The 17,272-nt window shown below is 73.1% G+C and carries 14 protein-coding genes; 7 read left to right on the top strand and 7 right to left on the bottom strand.

Translation table 11 applies throughout. From position 1 onward, the window contains the following. Positions 1-103: 103 nt before the first annotated feature. On the bottom strand, positions 104-607 hold the full coding sequence (locus tag ACZ4QV_RS17020; RefSeq protein WP_361148350.1) for a hypothetical protein: 504 nt from the start codon (positions 605-607) through the stop codon (positions 104-106). A gap of 322 nt (positions 608-929) precedes the next feature. Between ACZ4QV_RS17020 and ACZ4QV_RS17015 the strand changes: the two genes are divergently transcribed. Then, a complete protein-coding gene (locus ACZ4QV_RS17015; protein ID WP_361148348.1) occupies positions 930-1,391 on the top strand; it encodes an SCP2 sterol-binding domain-containing protein in 462 nt (153 codons plus the stop codon). A gap of 361 nt (positions 1,392-1,752) precedes the next feature. Next, the gene (locus tag ACZ4QV_RS17010) at positions 1,753-2,268 is read left to right on the top strand and encodes a lytic polysaccharide monooxygenase auxiliary activity family 9 protein (protein WP_361148346.1); all 516 of its coding nucleotides are present in this window, start codon (positions 1,753-1,755) and stop codon (positions 2,266-2,268) included. Between the two features lie 58 nt (positions 2,269-2,326). Here the strand turns inward: ACZ4QV_RS17010 and ACZ4QV_RS17005 are convergent, their stop codons facing one another. Further along, the gene (locus ACZ4QV_RS17005) at positions 2,327-4,246 is read right to left on the bottom strand and encodes an OmpL47-type beta-barrel domain-containing protein (protein ID WP_361581514.1); all 1,920 of its coding nucleotides are present in this window, start codon (positions 4,244-4,246) and stop codon (positions 2,327-2,329) included. After that, positions 4,243-6,729, bottom strand: a complete 2,487-nt coding sequence (locus tag ACZ4QV_RS17000) for a ThuA domain-containing protein (RefSeq protein WP_361581511.1) — start codon at positions 6,727-6,729, stop codon at positions 4,243-4,245. Before ACZ4QV_RS17000 ends, ACZ4QV_RS17005 begins: the two co-directional genes overlap by 4 nt. Before the next feature lie 243 nt (positions 6,730-6,972). Here ACZ4QV_RS17000 and ACZ4QV_RS16995 point away from each other — a divergent pair, with 243 nt between their 5' ends. From ACZ4QV_RS16995 to ACZ4QV_RS16980, 4 genes are read left to right on the top strand one after another with little or no spacing between them, the layout of a single operon-like run. Beyond that, positions 6,973-8,010: a multicopper oxidase domain-containing protein gene (locus ACZ4QV_RS16995; protein ID WP_361581509.1), complete on the top strand. Its 1,038-nt coding sequence runs from the start codon at positions 6,973-6,975 to the stop codon at positions 8,008-8,010. 5 nt (positions 8,011-8,015) lie between these two features. Then, entirely contained in the window at positions 8,016-8,819 is an 804-nt protein-coding gene (locus tag ACZ4QV_RS16990) for an SDR family NAD(P)-dependent oxidoreductase (protein ID WP_361581506.1), read from the top strand. Positions 8,820-8,831: 12 nt separating this feature from the next. Continuing rightward, complete coding sequence (locus ACZ4QV_RS16985) at positions 8,832-9,725, top strand: LysR family transcriptional regulator (RefSeq protein WP_361581503.1); 894 nt, start codon at positions 8,832-8,834, stop codon at positions 9,723-9,725. Positions 9,726-9,779: 54 nt separating this feature from the next. Beyond that, positions 9,780-10,154, top strand: a complete 375-nt coding sequence (locus tag ACZ4QV_RS16980; protein ID WP_361581500.1) for a VOC family protein — start codon at positions 9,780-9,782, stop codon at positions 10,152-10,154. 16 nt (positions 10,155-10,170) lie between these two features. On the opposite strand, the gene meaB is transcribed toward ACZ4QV_RS16980, so the two are convergent. From meaB to ACZ4QV_RS16965, 3 genes are read right to left on the bottom strand one after another with little or no spacing between them, the layout of a single operon-like run. Further along, positions 10,171-11,205, bottom strand: coding sequence for a methylmalonyl Co-A mutase-associated GTPase MeaB (gene meaB / locus ACZ4QV_RS16975; protein ID WP_361148333.1), 1,035 nt, complete (start codon positions 11,203-11,205; stop codon positions 10,171-10,173). Between the two features lie 9 nt (positions 11,206-11,214). Continuing rightward, positions 11,215-13,437 (bottom strand): methylmalonyl-CoA mutase, encoded by a 2,223-nt coding sequence (scpA, locus tag ACZ4QV_RS16970; protein WP_361581494.1) that lies wholly within the window; start codon positions 13,435-13,437, stop codon positions 11,215-11,217. Beyond that, positions 13,437-15,326 (bottom strand): methylmalonyl-CoA mutase family protein, encoded by a 1,890-nt coding sequence (locus tag ACZ4QV_RS16965; protein WP_361581491.1) that lies wholly within the window; start codon positions 15,324-15,326, stop codon positions 13,437-13,439. Before ACZ4QV_RS16965 ends, scpA begins: the two co-directional genes overlap by 1 nt. A 252-nt stretch (positions 15,327-15,578) precedes the next feature. Between ACZ4QV_RS16965 and ACZ4QV_RS16960 the strand changes: the two genes are divergently transcribed. Then, entirely contained in the window at positions 15,579-16,841 is a 1,263-nt protein-coding gene (locus ACZ4QV_RS16960) for a DUF4185 domain-containing protein (RefSeq protein WP_361148804.1), read from the top strand. Positions 16,842-16,868: 27 nt separating this feature from the next. Here ACZ4QV_RS16960 and ACZ4QV_RS16955 read toward each other — a convergent pair whose 3' ends face one another. Next, a complete protein-coding gene (locus ACZ4QV_RS16955; protein WP_361148327.1) occupies positions 16,869-17,267 on the bottom strand; it encodes a VOC family protein in 399 nt (132 codons plus the stop codon). Positions 17,268-17,272: the final 5 nt, after the last annotated feature.

Genomic DNA, 17,272 nt, shown 5'->3' with positions numbered 1-17,272 from the left:
CGCCGTGCCGGGTCCGCGCTGCACAGCGCGGCCCGGCACGGCGGCTGTGTGTACGGGCATCCGGCGGCCGCGCGCCGGGCGGCCCCTGCTCGGCGCCGGGCGGCTACTGCTCCGTGTCCGGCTCGATGTCGGTGATGCGCAGGGTGTTCAGGTCGGAGGTGACCAGCAGATGGGTGTAGCGCGGCTGCTCCGGGCTGCCCCAGGTGAGGCGGACCCGGGTCCAGGCACGGCCCATGGCGCTGTCGTTGTAGGTGACGCGCCAGGCCGTCGGGGTGTCCTGGCCGCGCAGCACGCCGTCCGCGTGCTCCCGCTGCTCCCAGTTCGCCAGCCGGGCCCGCAGCTCGGGGGTGAGGTAATGGCCGCGCAGCGCCTGGGCCAGCGCGCCGCGCCCGTCGTCGCTCACGGCGTCGAGGTAGCTGCCGTAGAAATGGGCGACCCGGTCGACGGCCGAGTCGGTGCGGCCGCTGCGGACGGGTGTCTCGGACCGGTCGCCGGCCGGCGCCGGGGCGGGCGCGGCGGTGGCGCTCGGTCCGGCGGGCGCGGTGACGGCGAGGGCCGACAGGGCGGCGGCCAGGGCGGCGCGGCGGACGGTCCGGTTTCCGGGCATGGTGACGCTCCTCCTCAGGGGTGTCTCCCCTCCCGCCGGCGCGCTGTGCGGGGCGGGGCGGCCGCCGGCCGGGTTGCGCTGCGCGGGAGGAGAGGCGGGTACGTCGCAACGGCCGCCTCCGCGCGGTACCCGGGTATCCGGCAGGCGGGCCGCCAACCCCTCGACGGCCGGGTGTCCCGGCGAACGGCGCGAACCGTGGCCCCGGCGGCCGGATGTGGCCGGTGCGGGAGCCGGGACGTGCCGGGTACGGGACCCGGCGGGCGCCGCGTGGTGCGGCGGGGGCACCATGCAGGGGAGACAATCATGCGACGAGGAGAGTGCCGTGGCCCAAGACGTCAGGTCGCTGCTGGCCGAGCTCGACTTCGCGAGCGTCACGCCGGAGGAGTTCGCGCGGATCGTGAAGGGGCTGTCCACCAAGGAGATCACCGCGCTGGCGCGGGGCGAGCTGCGGGACCGGGTGCTCGGTGAGGTCTTCGGCAGGATGGGGCGGCAGTTCCGTCCCGACGCCGCGGCCGGGGTGCGGGCGGTGATCCGCTGGCGGATCACCGGCGAGCGGGAGGCCGTCTGGGAGACCGTCCTCGCGGACGGGGAGTGCACGGTGCGCCGGGGTGCCGGTACGGACGCGCCGCGGCTGACCATGGTCATGGGCGACGCGGAGTTCCTGCGGCTGGTGTCGGGCAACGGCAATCCGGTGACGATGGTCCTCACCCGCAAGATCAAGGTCTCCGGTGACCTGGGGCTGGCCGCGCACATGAACCGGTACTTCGACATTCCCAAGGTGTGAAGGACGGCCGGCCACGGTATGCGGGAGGACCCGTACACGCCCAACGGCCTGCTCCCGCCCACGAGGTGAGGCGACATCCGCTTGTGGGGCGTGGGTGACGCCTGGGGCGGTACAAGGTGATGTCCGCCCCCTTGACCGGGGCCTGCCAATCGGTAAAGTCTAGACCAATTGGCGAGCGGGATTCCGGCCTTCCCCAGGTGGTCGGCACTGTACTCCGGGACGGCCGTGGTCCTCGCGCGTCGGCACCACACCTTCGCGTCACCCCACCCCCACCAGCGGGGCCCGCACGGACCGGACGCACCGCGCGACAGCGCCGGTACGTGTCCGTCCCGCGCCGGGCCCCCACCGTGAAGGAGTCGACATGCACCAGAAGAGAAAGATCGCCACGGCCGTCGGCGCCGCGCTGGCTCCGCTCCTCGTAGTGACCCTGCCCGCGAGTTCGGCGAGCGCCCACGGCTATGTGAACGCCCCGGCCAGTCGGCAGGCGCAGTGTGCGGCGGGCACCGTCTCCTGCGGAGACATCAAGTGGGAGCCGCAGAGCGTCGAGGGCCCCAAGGGTCTGAAGAGCTGCAGCGGCGGCAACGCCCGGTTCCGGGAGCTCGACGACGACAGCAAGGGCTGGAAGGCGACCTCGGTCGGCAGCTCCCAGGCCTTCACCTGGCGGCTGACGGCCCAGCACCGCACCAGCACCTGGCAGTACTTCATCGGCGGACGCAAGATCGCGGAGGTCGACGACCACGGGGCCAAGCCGCCGGCCACCGTCACGCACAACGTGAACTTCCAGGGCATCAAGGGCAAGCAGAAGGTCCTCGCCGTCTGGAACGTCGCGGACACCTCCAACGCCTTCTACGCCTGCATCGACGTCAACATACGCTGACACCAGGGCGGGGCGGCGGGCCCGCGCCCACCGCCCCGCCCCGTGGCCGCCCCGCGCCCTACAGCTCCTTGATCCGGATGTCGCGGTACGAGATGACGTCGGACGTCCCGTGCACCTGGAGGCCGATGTGGCCCGCGGCGTACCGGCGCCCGTCGGTCCCGGGATCGTCCGCCCGCGGCGGGAAGAACTGCTGCCCGCCGGTGTTGTCGAACTCGTTGATCAGCACACCGTTGCGGAAGACCGCGTAGTGCTGGCCCACCACCCGGATCTCGTAGTCGTTCCAGGTGCCCTTCGGCGTGACGCCCGCCCCGCCGAGCCCGACGCGGTCGAACCCGTACACCGATCCCGTCTTGTACAGGTCACCGTCCGGCCGGTCCAGGATCTGGATCTCGTGCCCGTACTTGATCGCCACCCACTCCGGCCGGGGCTCCTCGGGATGGTCGTACACGGACGGGAAGCGGACGAAGACCCCGCCGTTGGCGTTGCCGGTGCCCGGCGCGTCGTCGCGGAACCGCAGCCGCAGCGAGAAGTCGTCGTACGTCCGCCGCGGGAACCACAGCATCCCCATGCCCGGCACCGTGGAACTGCTGGTCATCGCGCCGTCGGCGGTCAGCCCGAAGGCACCGCCGCCGACCTGCCGCCAGCGGTCGAAGGACGCCTTGGTCCCGTCGAACAGGTCGCGGTAGCCGGTGTGGTGGCCGGGCGTGCCGATCCCGGACGCGTCGGCGGCCGCGGTGACGGCCCGGCTCTCGCGCTCGTCGAGCACACCGTCCGTGAGCAGCTTGGCGGTGACCGTCCTGACGTGCTTGAGGAACAGGGCGCGGGAGGACCAGTCCTTCTCGTCCTCGATCAGTTCGTTGACGGTGCAGCGGTTGCGGGTGACACGGTTGGGCACGCCCGTGTCGACCGTGCCGACGACGACGGTGCGCCGCTCGTCCCACTCGGGGCAGTTCGGCGCGGGCACCCCGCCGCCCGGGGCGACGGTGAAGGACACCCGTACCGCCTCGGACGTGTTGCCCGCCCGGTCGGTGGCGCGGTGCGCGACGGTGTGCCGGCCGGTGCGGTCCACCACGACGGGCGCCGTGTACGCGAGGAACGGGCCGCCGTCGAGCGAGTACTCGGTCGACGCGACACCGGACCCGTCGTCGGTGGCGGTGACCGTCACGGTGGCCCGCCCGAGGTACTCGCCGTCGGAGTTGCGCTGCCCCTCGGTCGTCGCCGAGGTGCGCGGTGGTGTCGTGTCACCGGGCGGCGCCACGACCGTGAAGCCCGCCGACTTCTCGGCGGCGGTGTTGCCGGCCTTGTCGGTGGCGCGGTAGCGGACCTGGTACGTGCCGGGTTCGCGGACCAGCACCGGCGCGGTGTACGGCTGGAACGCCCCGCCGCCCACCGCGTACTCGACGGTGGCGACCCCGGACCCGGTGTCGGAGGCGGCGACCGTGACGGTCGCCCCGCCGACGTACGCGCCGGCGTCGTTCCGTACGCCGTCCACCGTCGCGGAGGTCTCCGGCGGTGTGGTGTCCGCGCCGCCGCCGTCCGTGACGACCAGGACGCCCTGCATCTGCTCGTGGCCCGGGATGGTGCAGTGGTAGCGGTACGTGCCCGGGGTCAGGGTGACCTCGGTGGTGTACTTGCCGCCCTGCGCGTCACCCGGGTTGGCCATGATGTTGAGCCGCACGTCGTTGTTGTACCGCGGGTCGGAGATGTCGAAGGTCAGGGTGTGCGGCATGCCCGTGGTGTTGCCGGTGGCCGTGCTGTTCTCGAAGACGATGGTGGTCCGCCCGGCCACGGCGGTGGCGGGGGCGGTGGTGTACTTGGTGATGTCGTCGCCCGCGGTCCAGGTCAGGGTCTGCCGCGCCGCCGGGGGCCCGGGCGCCGTCGGCCGCGCGGGCGGGCGGCCGTGTGCTGCCGTGGCGGTCAGGCCGACGAGCATCAGCAGCGCGGTCAGCAGGACCGCCCATGCGCGCCGTGGGTTCATCGTCCGGCCTCCCGTCCCTCGCGGGCCAGTTCCGCGGGGGGCGGGGTGGGCTCGCCGCCCGTATAGGTCACCCGCCACAGTGCTGACTTGGCGTCCGAGGTGAAGAAGCCGCGCCCGTAGTCGAGGACGTACAGCGCGCCGTCGGGGCCGAACGTCCAGCCCATGAGATTGCGGATGCCGTTCACGCCGACCGGCACGATCTCGTCCAGGCTCTCCGCGTGCGCGGGCAGGCCGCCGGAGCCCGCTGTCCGCGGGTCCATCACCAGTGCGTGCCGAGGCTGGTCGCCGTCGTAGAAGTCGCCGACGAACCACTTGCCGTCCCAGTAGGCGGGCCAGGCGCCCTGGCGGGTGGCGGCCGCGTCGTGGCGGTGGACCGGGCCGTCCATCGCGGCCTGGCCGCCGCCCTTGAGCCAGGGGAGCAGCAGTTTCTGCTCGGACAGCCGGTAGCTGGGCACGCCCTGGGCGTCGCGCGGGAAGTCGGGGCCGCCGCCCTGCGGCGCGTACCAGACGTTGTTCGGCTCGGCGGGCGGGAGGAGGACCAGGCCGTCGTTGTGCGGCGACTCGTTCTTGGGGTGCTCGCAGTCGTACCAGCCCAGCGGCTTCGACGGGTCGGGCAGGTTCCGGTCGCGGTACGGCTGGTTGTTGCCCATGCAGTACGGCCAGCCGCGGTTGCCCGCGTGGGTGATCGCGGCGAACGTGTCGTACTTGGCCGGGCCCCAGGTGGGGCTGGGTTCGGTCGCGTCCGGACCGACCCAGCCCGCGTACAGCGTGTCGGTCTTCTTGTCGACGGAGATCCGTGACGGGTTGCGTACGCCCATCACGTAGATCTCGCCGCGGGTCTTGCCACCGCCCTCGTCCGGCTCCTTGCCGGTGAAGAGATTGCCTTCCGGCAGGGTGTACGTGCCGTCCGGCTCGGGGTGGATGCGCAGGATCTTGCCGTTGAGGTTGTTGGTGTTGCCCGCGGTGCGCCGCGCGTCGGCGAAGGCGACGCCCTTGTATGTGGGCTGCGGGTTGTTGCCCGAGTAACCGTCGCTGAACCGCGAGGAGTTGTTGTCCCCCGTGGCGATGTACAGGTTGTCCTTGGAGTCCCAGGCCATGCCGCCGCCCGCGTGACAGCAACTGTGCACCTGCACCGGCCACGTCAGCAGGACCTTCTCCGAGGCCGGGTCCAGCCTGTTCGTCCGGGCGTCCAGCGTGAAGCGGGAGACGCGTCGCTCGGCCATGCGCGTGGTCCGGTCGACGCCGGAGTGCGGCGTGTAGTGCAGGTAGACCCAGCCGTTGGTGAGGAAGGCCGGGTCCAGCTCGATGCCCAGCAGCCCTTCCTCGTTCTTGACGAGTTCGTCGCCGCCGCCCTTGTTGCCGAAGACGGTCACCGTGCCGACGAGGGTGGCCTTGCCGGTCTTCGGATCCCAGACGTGGACGGTGCCCTCGCCCTTGCCGACGGCCGGGTCGTTCCAGTCGGTGACGACCGGGGCGCTCGCGTCACCACCGCCGCGGCCGATGTAGAAGACCCGGCCGTCCTTGGCCGTCACCAGGCCGTGCGGTTCGCCGATCTGGTCCGACGTGCCCGGCTGGTTGGGGGCGGTCAGGCGCTCGGCCTTGTAGTGCGAGGCGATGGTGGCCTGGCAGTCGGCGCGGGTCAGCCGGGTGGTCCACAGCAGCGCGCCGCGCAGATGCGTACGGAAGTCGGCCTCACGGAAGCTGTCGGGCGTGCCGCCCATACCGGTGTAGAACGACCGGCCGCCGTCGTAGTCGCGGCACCAGGAGACCGGGTGGTCCCAGCCGTTGGCGCCGGGTCCCGGCCGGTAGGTGTTCTCCCGTACCCGGGCCACGGTGTGCACCGAACCGCTCGGATTGGTGGCCCAGTTGAGCCATGTGTCCGGGCGCTTCCACTCGACGGGGAGGTCGCGGGTGGCCGGATGGCGGCGGTCGCCGACCTCCACGACGGCCCGCTGCGCCGCGGTCGGCACGGTGGCCGTGGGCCGGGCGCCGATCAGGCCGGTGAACCAGTCCGAGTACGGCTCGGCGCGGGCCGCGTCATGGATGCCGACGAACCCGCCCCCGGCCTCCAGGTAGCTCTCCAGACCCGCCTCCTGCTCGGGGTCGAGCAGGTCGCCGCCGCCGGTCAGGAAGACCACCGCGTTGTACGTCCCGAGGCGCGGGTCGGTGAAGACCGACGCGTCGTCGGTCGCGTCGACCGCGAAGTGCTCGGCGGGCGGGCCCTGGCGGCCGATCCGCTCGACGGCCTCGATCCCCGCGTCGACGGTGGGCGGCTCCGCGCCCGCCGAGGCGTGGAAGACCAGGACGCGGACGTTCTCACCGCCCGGCGGGGTGGGCAGCCGCAGTCCGGCGCCCGGCCCGGAGGCGTGCGCCGGCGCGCCGCCGAGCAGGGCGGCCGTCACGGCCAGCACCAGCGCGGGGAGGCCGGCGGCCCGCCCGGGGCGCGGCCGTTTCGGCGGTCGGTGGCGGCCGGTGCGCGGCATCGCGCGAAGCGGCCGTGGTAAGTGGTGCCGGAATCGTCGCACGGGTGCACCCGCCCCTCTGTGGCCACGGACAGCGGCAGCCGATGAAACTAGACCCCTTTCGGTGACTCGCCAAGAGCTATGGCCGCAACCCGTCCAACTTTGTCCTGAGTGTGGATAAACAAGGCCCGTGCGGCTACCGTCCCTGCCATCCCTCCGCCCCGATCCGCTGCCCCGCCCCGTCCCTCCTGCCGTGGGAGCACGATGACCGAGGAACCCGACGTCCCCAGGCGCCGCTTCAACCGCCGTCTCCTCGCCGGAGGCGCCGCCGTCGCCGCGCTCGGCACGGTGGCGGCCCCGCCCGTGGCCCCGGCCGCGGCCGCCGGGCGTCCGGTGAGGACGGGCCGCACCGCGGTCGCCGCGGGCGCGGTCAAGCACCTCAAGCTCTACATCGAGGAACTGCCGGGCGGGCAGCTCGGATACGGTCTGGAAAAGGGGAAGGCGACCATACCGGGTCCGCCGATCGAGCTGGTCGAGGGGGACACGCTGCACATCGAGTGCGAGAACACCCTGAAGACCGCGGCCAGTCTGCACGTGCACGGCCTCGACTACGACGTGGCCGGCGACGGCACCCGGTTGAACCGCAGCCACCTGGAACCGGGCGCCACCCGTACGTACACCTGGCGCACCCACGCCCCCGGCCGGCGCGCGGACGGCACCTGGCGGCCGGGCAGCGCGGGCTACTGGCACTATCACGACCATGTCGTGGGCACCGAGCACGGCACCGGCGGCATCCGCCGGGGCCTGTACGGGCCGGTGGTCGTACGGCGGGCCGGCGACCCGCTGCCCGACCGGCAGTTCACCATCGTCTTCAACGACATGACGATCAACAACATGCCCAAAGGGCCGGACTTCAGGGCCACGGTGGGGGAGCGCGTCGAGATCATCTCCATCACCCACGGTGAGTACTACCACACCTTCCACGTGCACGGTCACCGCTGGGCGGACAACCGCACCGGCATCCTGGAAGGCCCGGACGACCCCAGCCGGGTCATCGACAACAAGATCACCGGACCGGCCGACTCCTTCGGCTTCCAGTTCCTGGCGGGCGAGGGCGTGGGCGCCGGCGCGTGGATGTACCACTGCCACGTCCAGAGCCACTCCGACATGGGCATGGCCGGACTCCTCCTGATTGCCAAGCCGGACGGCACGATCCCCGGCCATGACGGGCACGGCGACAACGCTGGTCACTCAGGCCGCTCAGGTCCCTCGGAAGCGCCGCTGCGGCCTCCTGCACAATGATCGACATGACGGAGACGACGGACACGGGTGCGGGGCGCGGCGCGGCCGCCGGCGGACTGCTGGACGGCAAGGTCCTGCTGATCACCGGCGCGGGGCGCGGCATCGGCGCCGCCGCGGCACGGCTGTTCGCGCGGGAGGGAGCCGCGGTCGTGCTGACCGCGCGGACCGGGCCGGAGCTGGCCGCGGTGACCGAGGCGGTACGGGCCGCAGGCGGCACCGCCGACCACGTCGTCGCGGACCTGGCGGACCCGGCCGCCGTACAGCGGGCGGTGGACACGGCGGTGGAGCGCCACGGCCGCCTGGACGGCGCGTTCAACAACGCGGGCATGGGCATCGGGCACGCCCCGCTCGCCGAGATCCCCGTCGAGGAGTTCGACCGGATCACCGCCGTCAACCACCGGGGGGTCTGGCTGGCGATGGCCGCCGAGATACGGGCGATCACCGCCACCGCGGGCACCGGCGCCATCGTGAACAACAGCAGCGTCGGCAGCCTGAAACCGTCCGCCGGGATGAGCCTGTACGGAGCCTCCAAGCGGGCCGTCAACAGCCTCACCCAGACCGCCGCCGTCGAGTACGGCCCGCAGGGCATCCGTGTCAACGCCGTCGCCCCCGGCACGACCATGACCGCCATGATCGAGGACTGGGCCGCCCGCGAACCGGACGTCGTCGACCGGCTCACGGCCCGTACACCGCTGCGCCGGGCGGCCGCTCCCGACGAGGTGGCGCAGGCCGCCGCGTGGCTGCTCAGCGACCGGGCGTCGTACGTGACGGGCGCGATCCTGCCCGTCGACGGCGGCCTGACCGTCTGAGCGGGGGCCGGAGTGGATCTGCCGTCCCTGCGGACGTTCCAGGTGGTGGCCCGGCACGAGCACATCAGCCGGGCCGCCGCCGAACTGCGGGTCGCGCAGCCCGCGGTGAGCCGGACGATCGCCCGGCTGGAGGCCGGCCTCGGGGTGCTGCTCTTCGACCGGCAGGGCCGCTCGATCCGCCTCAACCGGTACGGCGCGGCCTTTCTGCGCCGCGTCGAGCGGGCGCTCGGCGAACTGGACGACGCGCGGCGCGAGGTGGCCGACGCCGCGGGCCTGGACCAGGGGCGCGTCGCGGTCGCCGCCGAGACACTGCTGACGCTCTCCTCGCTGCTCTCGGCCTTCCGCGCCGCGCACCCCGGGGTCGACATACGTCTGTACCAGTCGACCGCTGCCGTGATGCGGCGCCAGCTTGCGGCGCGCGAGGTCGACTTCTGCGTCGCCTCCCAGCCGTTGCGCGGGGCCGGGCTGCGTTCGGTGGTGCTGATGGAGGAGGACGTGCTGCTGGCCGTCCCGCGCGGGCATCCGCTGGCCGGGCGGGGGCGGGTCCGTCTGGAGGACGTCGTGGACGAGCCGTTCGTCACCCCGCGCGCCGGGCACTGGCAACGCGAGCTGCTGGACCGGCTGTTCGCCGCGGCGGGCCGAACCCCCGTCATCACCTGCGAGGGCGACGAGCCGGCCGCGACGCAGTTCCTGATCGGCGCCGGTCTCGGCATCGGGCTCATCCCGGCGCTCGCCCGCAACGAGGCGCCCGAAGCGCCGGTCCACTGGCTGCGCCTGGACGTGCCGGGCTGCCGGCGCACGCTCAGTCTGGTGCGGCGTGCGGACACCTATGTCTCCACGGCGGAACGGCACTTCGAGGAGGCGGCCGTCGCGCACTTCGGGCGGCGGGGACCGATGGACCATTGACGGAGTGAGTACTCACTCCGTACGGTGGCCGTCTCGTCGACCCGGGGAGCGCCCGTGCCCGTCAGCCTCAACCACACCATCGTGCCCGCCGCCGACCACCGCGCGGCGGCCCGGTTCTTCGCCTCGGTCATGGGTCTGGAGGAAATCCCGCCGGCCGGTCGGCACGGGCACTTCGCCCCCGTACGCGTCAACGACCGGCTGACCCTCGACTTCATGGCGGTGCCGGAGCCCGAGGGCCACCACCTCGCCTTCGACGTGGACCCGGCCACCTTCGACGCGATCCTCGCGCGCATCCGATCAGCCGGGGTGCCCTACGGCAGCGAACCCGCGCATCCGGACAACGGCCGCATCGACCACCCGCTGTGCCCGCGCGGCCTGTTCTTCCAGGACGACGCCGGGAACCTGTACGAGGTGATGTCCCCGGCGTGAGCCCCGGACGCGGACGCTACAGTCCGCCGTCCGGCATCCCGAACGCCTTGAGGATCCGTTCCGCCGCGAGCGTCGCCGTCAGCGTGCCGGACCGTACCTCCCGCTCCACCTCCGGTGCCACGTCCCGGACGCCCGGGTGGTCCCGGAGCCGGTTGAGCAACTGCTCGCGGACCATCGACCAGGTCCAGTCGACCTGCTGGTCGCGCCGCTTGCCCGCCAGCGCCCCGGTGGACTCCAGCAGCTTGCGGTGCTGCTCGACGCGGTCCCACACGGTGTCCAGGCCGGTGCCCTCGCGGGCGCTGCACGTCAGGACCGGGGGGGTCCAGGCGGCGTCCGGGGGCTGGAGCAGGCGCAACGCGCCGGACAGCTCCCGGGCCGCCGACTTCGCGTCGCGCTCGTGCGGCCCGTCCGCCTTGTTGACCGACACCAGGTCGGCCAGTTCCAGCACGCCCTTCTTGATGCCCTGGAGCTGGTCGCCGGTGCGGGCGAGGGTGAGCAGCAGGAACGTGTCGACCATGTTGGCGACGGCGGTCTCGGACTGGCCGACACCCACCGTCTCGACGAGCACCACGTCGTAGCCCGCGGCCTCCATGACGACGATGGACTCCCGCGTCGCCCGCGCCACCCCGCCGAGCGTGCCCGAGGTGGGGGACGGCCGCACGAACGCCGCCGGGTCGGCGGCCAGTCGCTCCATCCGTGTCTTGTCGCCCAGGATCGAGCCGCCGGTCCGGCTGGACGACGGATCGACGGCCAGCACGGCGACCCGGTGCCCGGCCCCCGTGAGCTGGGTGCCCAGCGCGTCGATGAAGGTCGACTTGCCGACTCCGGGCACCCCGCTGATGCCGACCCGCCGGGCCGTGCCGGAGTACGGCAGCAGCTCGACCAGCAGGCGCTGGGCCATCGCCCGGTGGTCGGCCCGGGTGGACTCCACCAGCGTGATGGCGCGCGCGATCCAGGCCCGGGAGCCCTCGCGCACGCCCGCCGCGTACTGGTCGATGTCGATCGTCGGTCGCTTGCGGGCCGGGCGGGGCCGGGGCTTCTCAGGCGTCAACGTAGCGGCTCACAGGTCGTGGCCGAGGGCCTCGGCGAGGTCCTTGACCAGGTCGTACGCGGCATCCGGGATCACCGTACCGGGCGGGAAGACGGCCGTGGCGCCCGCCTCGTGCAGCGCCGGGATGTCGCCGGGCGGGATCACCCCGCCGACCACGATCATGATGTCCTCCCGGTCCTGCGCCGCCAGTTCCTCGCGCAGCGCGGGCACCAGCGTCAGATGACCGGCGGCCAGCGAGGAGACGCCCACGACGTGCACGTCCGCCTCCACCGCCTGCCGGGCGACCTCGGCGGGCGTCTGGAACAGCGGACCGACGTCCACGTCGAAGCCCAGGTCGGCGAAGGCCGTGGCGATCACCTTCTGGCCGCGGTCGTGGCCGTCCTGGCCCATCTTGGCGACCAGGATGCGCGGCCGGCGCCCCTCGGCCCGCTCGAACTCCGCCACCAGGTCCCGGGTCCGGTCCACGCCGGAGGACGGCCCCGCTTCGTCTCGGTACACACCGGAGATCGTACGGATCTGCCCGGAGTGGCGCCCGTAGACCTTCTCCAGTGCGTCGGAGATCTCACCCACGGTCGCCATCGCACGGGCCGCGTTCACGGCCAGCGCCAGTAGGTTGCCCTCCAGGCCCGGCCCCGGCCCGGCCTCGGCGGCGGCGGTCAGCGCCCGCAGCGCGTCCTGGCAGGCCGCCTCGTCGCGCTCCTCGCGCAGCCGCCGCAGCTTGTCGATCTGCTGTGCGCGCACCGCGGAGTTGTCGACCTTCAGCACGTCGATCTGCTCGTCGGTGTCCACCCGGTACTTGTTGACGCCGATCAGCGCCTGCCGCCCCGAGTCGATCCGCGCCTGCGTACGGGCCGCGGCCTCCTCCACCCGGAGCTTCGGGATACCCGCGTCGATGGCCTTGGCCATGCCGCCGGCCGCCTCGACCTCCTCGATGTGCTGCCAGGCCCGGCGCGCCAGGTCGTGGGTGAGCTTCTCGACGTACGCGCTGCCGCCCCACGGGTCGATGACCCGGCAGGTGCCCGACTCCTGCTGGAGGAAGAGCTGGGTGTTGCGCGCGATGCGGGCGGAGAAGTCGGTGGGCAGGGCCAAGGCCTCGTCCAGCGCGTTGGTGTGCAGGGACTGGGTGTGGCCCTGCGTCGCGGCCATCGCCTCCACGCACGTCCGCGTGACGTTGTTGAACACGTCCTGCGCGGTCAGTGACCAGCCGGAGGTCTGCGAGTGGGTGCGCAGCGACAGCGACTTGGGGTTCTTCGGGTCGAACCGCTGGACCAGCTTCGCCCACAGCAGCCGGGCCGCCCGCAGCTTGGCGATCTCCATGAAGAAGTTCATGCCGATCGCCCAGAAGAAGGACAGCCGCGGCGCGAAGGCGTCCACGTCCATCCCCGCGTCGATGCCCGCCTTCAGGTACTCGACGCCGTCCGCGAGGGTGTACGCCAGCTCCAGGTCGGCCGTCGCGCCGGCTTCCTGGATGTGGTAGCCGGAGATGGAGATGGAGTTGTAACGCGGCATCTTCTGCGAGGTGTACGCGAAGATGTCGGAGATGATCCGCATCGAGGGGCGCGGCGGATAGATGTAGGTGTTGCGGACCATGAACTCCTTGAGGATGTCGTTCTGGATGGTCCCGGCCAGCTTCTCGGGCGGTACGCCCTGCTCCTCGGCGGCCACGATGTACAGCGCCAGGACGGGCAGCACCGCGCCGTTCATCGTCATCGACACCGTCATCCGGTCCAGCGGGATGCCGGAGAAGAGCTGCCGCATGTCGTAGATCGAGTCGATCGCCACGCCCGCCATGCCGACGTCACCGGTCACCCGCGGGTGGTCGCTGTCGTAGCCGCGGTGGGTCGGCAGGTCGAAGGCGACCGACAGGCCCTTCTGACCGGCCGCCAGGTTGCGCCGGTAGAACGCGTTGGACTCCTCGGCGGTGGAGAAGCCCGCGTACTGCCGGATCGTCCAGGGCTGGTTGACGTACATGGTCGGGTACGGGCCGCGCAGGTACGGCGTGATGCCCGGGTACGTACGCAGGAAGTCCAGCCCGGCCAGGTCCTCGCCGGTGTACAGCGGCTTGACCTCGATCCCTTCGGGCGTCTCCCACACGAGGTCGTCGACGCCCTTGCCGGTGGCCTCCTGGACGGCCGCCGACCACTGGGCCGCGTCGCCTTCGGGCGCCTGCTCACCCAGTTCGACCGTGCTGAAGTCCGGGATGGCGCCCGCCTGCCCTGCCGTGCGCTCCATCACGCCACCTCCATGACATCCAGGGCCGAGGACAGCACCCCGACCGCGTCGCAGCCCGCGAAGACGAAGGCGTCCACTCCGGCTCGTTCATATGCTTCCCGCCGCTCGCCCGGTTTCCCGGCCAGCAGCACCTGCCGCGCGCCCGCCGCCTTGAGCGCCGCGGCGATCCCGGCGGCCTGCTCGGCGTACAGCGCGTCACTCGAACACAGACAGGCGATACCCGCGCCGCTCGCCGTGAACGCCTCGGCCGCCGACTCCGCGTCCACCGAGACCGGGTCGTGCACCGGCTCGATGCCGCCCGCCTGGAGGAGGTTGGAGGCGAAGGTGGCGCGCGCGGTGTGCACCGCGGCCGGTCCGAGCGCCGCGAGGAACGCCTTGGGGCGGCTGCCGGTGGCCGCCAGGCGCGCGTCCGAGCGGGCGCGCAGCGCCTCGTACGCCTCGTCCCGGCGCACCCGCGGCAGCCCGCCGCCGGCCGGTACGGGCGCGGGCTCGCGCTCCACCGCCGGCTCCGCGAGGAACGGGAACTCGCTGACGCCGGTCACCGGTTCGCGGCGGTGCGCCAGCGCCTCGGACCGCTTGCGCCAGGTCGACGCCAGCCGCTCGCCGACCATCCCGGAGTCCAGCGCCGCGGCCTGCCCGCCCGCGGCCTCGATCTCCTGGAACCAGCCCCAGGCGGCGCGGGCCAGCTCGTCGGTCAGCCGCTCCACGTACCAGGACCCGCCCGCCGGGTCGATCACCTTCGACAGGTGCGACTCCTCCAGCAGGATCGACTGGGTGTTGCGCGCGATCCGGCGGGCGAACGCGTCCGGCAGGCCGAGCGCCGCGTCGAACGGCAGGACGGTGACGGCGTCCGCGCCGCCCACTCCGGCGGAGAGGCCCGCCACGGTGGTGCGCAGCATGTTCACCCACGGGTCCCGACGGGTCGTCATGACGGTCGAGGTGACCGCGTGCTGGCGCTGCGCCCGCGCGGCGGGGGAGGCCCCGCACACCTCGGCGACCCGCGACCACAGCCGCCGGGCGGCCCGCAGCTTGGCGATCGTCAGGAACTGGTCGGCGGTGGCCGCGTACCGGAACTCCAACTGCGCGCAGGCGGCGTCCACCCCGAGGCCCGCCGCGGTCAGCTCCCGCAGGTAGGCCACACCGGTGGCCAGCGAACAGCCCAGCTCCTCGGCGGTCGAGCCGCCCGCCTCGTGGTACGGCAGCGCGTCCACGGCCAGCGCGCGCGTCCGCGGCGCCTCGTCGGCGCACCGGCGGGCCAGCCCGGCCGCCGCCTCCAGGCGACCGGCCAGGCCGTCCGCGCGGCCGGTCCTGGCCACCACGCCCAGCGGGTCGGCGCCCAGGGTGCCCGCCGTCTCGGACGGCGCCACGCCCCTCTCGGCGCAGAGCCGGAACCAGGCGTCGGCCGCCGCGGCGAAGTCCGCGCCCGCGTCCAGGGCGACGGCGGCGAGGTCCAGGTAGACCCCGTCCAGCGCGGTGGCCAGCTCGCCCACCGGCACGCCGCCGTCCCCGACGGCCAGCCACAGCGAGGTGACGCCGTTCTCCAGGTCGGCGAGGACGGCCTCGTTGGCGCGCCGCGGATCGGTGTCCGTGTGGCGCTGCCGGACGTCCCAGCCCGCGACGGTGCTGCCGGTGGCGCGGCCGGCCCGTACGAACGGCGGGAACCCGGGGCGGCCGGCGGTATCGGCGGCGGGCGCGTCCTCGGCGGTGTAGAGCGGGCGGACCCGGATGCCGTCTTCGAGCGCGGTGGTGAGCGCGTCTTCGGCGGCGGCGCCGGTCACCTCCGCGGCGCCCGACTTGCGCAGCACGCCTTCGACCAGGCGCTGCCACTGCTCACGGTCCGCGTCGGGGAACGCGGCGGCCAGAGGGAGTTCGGGGGGCTGGGCGGTCATGGCAGCAGGCTAGGCGAACGGTCGTTAGCCGCAGCAGGGCATCGGGCTGTGACCTTGCACTCGTTGACCTGGGATTGCTCCATTGGGAAGCTCTACGATCGCCCTTCCGGGCGGGTGTGTACCCGCGGGTAGCGACTTGGCGGCGGGCGGATCGCTGCATTTTCGGCAGGTCGGGGTGGTGCGCGACCGGTTCTGTACGGTGGGCGGCCCGTCACCGTGACGAGGAGGGACATGCGTGTGCCGGTGAGGGACATGCGCGTGCCGGTGAGGCGAGGCGTCGCCGTGGCGGCGGTGCTCGCCCTGATCGCCGGTCTGGTCCTGCTGCTCGCCCTCCCCGGCGAGGAGGGCCCGGCGTGCACCGGACGGAAGATCGGCTCATGGGCCGCCGAGTCCCGCTTCACCGGCGAGTTCACCCGGTACGGCAACGACAACCTCCGCGTGGACGACTGGACCGGCGGCGACGGCACCCACTCCGTACGGCTGCCCGACGGCCGGACTCTGTGGATCTTCTCCGACACCTTCCTCGACCGGGTGCAGCCCCCGCCGAACCCGCACGGGCAGCCGTACCCCTGGCGCTCCTCCGACTCCGGCCGTGAACCCGCCCTGACGCACAACTCCCTCGTCGTCATGGACCGCGCGGGCCGCCTGGAGCGGACCCTCACCGGCAGCACCGGCACCGGCCCCGGACCGTTCTTCCCCGACACCCCGGACGGCTGGCGCTGGCCGGTGCAGGCGCACGTGGAGCCGCGCACGCCCGGATCACCCGAACAGGTCGTCCGGGTTTTGCTGTGGAACCGCGCGCCGGGCCAGGGCCCCTGGGTCTTCGGCGTGCCCCGAGCGACCGAGATCGCCACGCTCTCCCTGCCGGACCTGCGGCTGGAGGGCATCGCCCCGGCCGTCGACCAGACCTCGGTACGGAACCCGGGCGACCGGGTGCTGTACGGCACCGCGTCCGTGCGGGACGGCGCGTACACGTACGTCTACGGCGGCGACGACGGGCCCCACCGGGCCGGCTCGAACGCCTACCTCGCCCGGGTGCCGACCGGGCAACTCGGGGAGGCCCGGGCCTGGCAGTTCTGGGACGGCCAGGGCTGGCAACCGCACGCCGGCCGGGCGGCCCCCGTGATCCGCGAGGGCCGGGGGCGCGGGGTGGGCAGCGCCTTCACCGTCGTACGGGACGGCGGGACCTGGGTGCTGCTGACGATGGACGACCCCGGGCCGCCGGGTGACGGGCTGTCGGCCGTCACCGCGTACTGGGCGTGCTCGGCCCAGGGACCGTGGCACGGGCCGGCCGGGCGGGTCGCCCCGCCCCGGCCGGCCGACCCCACCGGACAGCAGCGTGTCGGCGTGTACAACCCGCAGGCCCACCCGGAGTTCACGGCCGACGGCGCGCTGCTGGTCAGCTACGACGTCAACTGGCTGGGCCCGCCGGGCGCCCCCTCGGTGGCCCAGGTCAACCGCGATGTCGAGCTGTACCGGCCGCGCTTCCTGAGGCTGCGCCTGCACCGCGGATGACACTCCGGCGGACGGTGGGCCCGCCGGTCAGTCGGTCTTCGGCCCCGACTGGAGCGAGCAGCGCAGCGAGAACGGGTGCCCCGCCGGATCGGAGTAGATCCGCACCTCGCGGGGACCGGTGTCGTCCTTGGTGTCCAGCGGACGCGCGCCCAGGCCGACCGCCTTGCGCTCGGCCTCGTCCATGTCCCCTTCGTCGACCAGCAGGTCCAGGTGGGCCTGGAGCGAGCTGTCCGGACGCGGCCAGGTCGGCGGCGTCATGTTCAGGTCGCGGCGGAAGGAGATCATGGTGCCGTTGGCGACGACCTCCACCCGGTCCGGCAGGTGTTCCTTGCGGACCTCGCCCTCCAGGAAGCCGGCGTAGAAGTCCGCCAGCTTCTCCGGGTCGGCGCAGTCGAGCACGATCACGGCGGCTTTGACCAGTCCCATGGCAT

The sequence above is a fragment of the Streptomyces sp. NPDC026394 genome, from assembly GCF_055567735.1.
The sequence above is the reverse complement of the archived record's forward strand: the minus strand, read 5'-3'. Positions and strand labels throughout refer to the sequence as shown.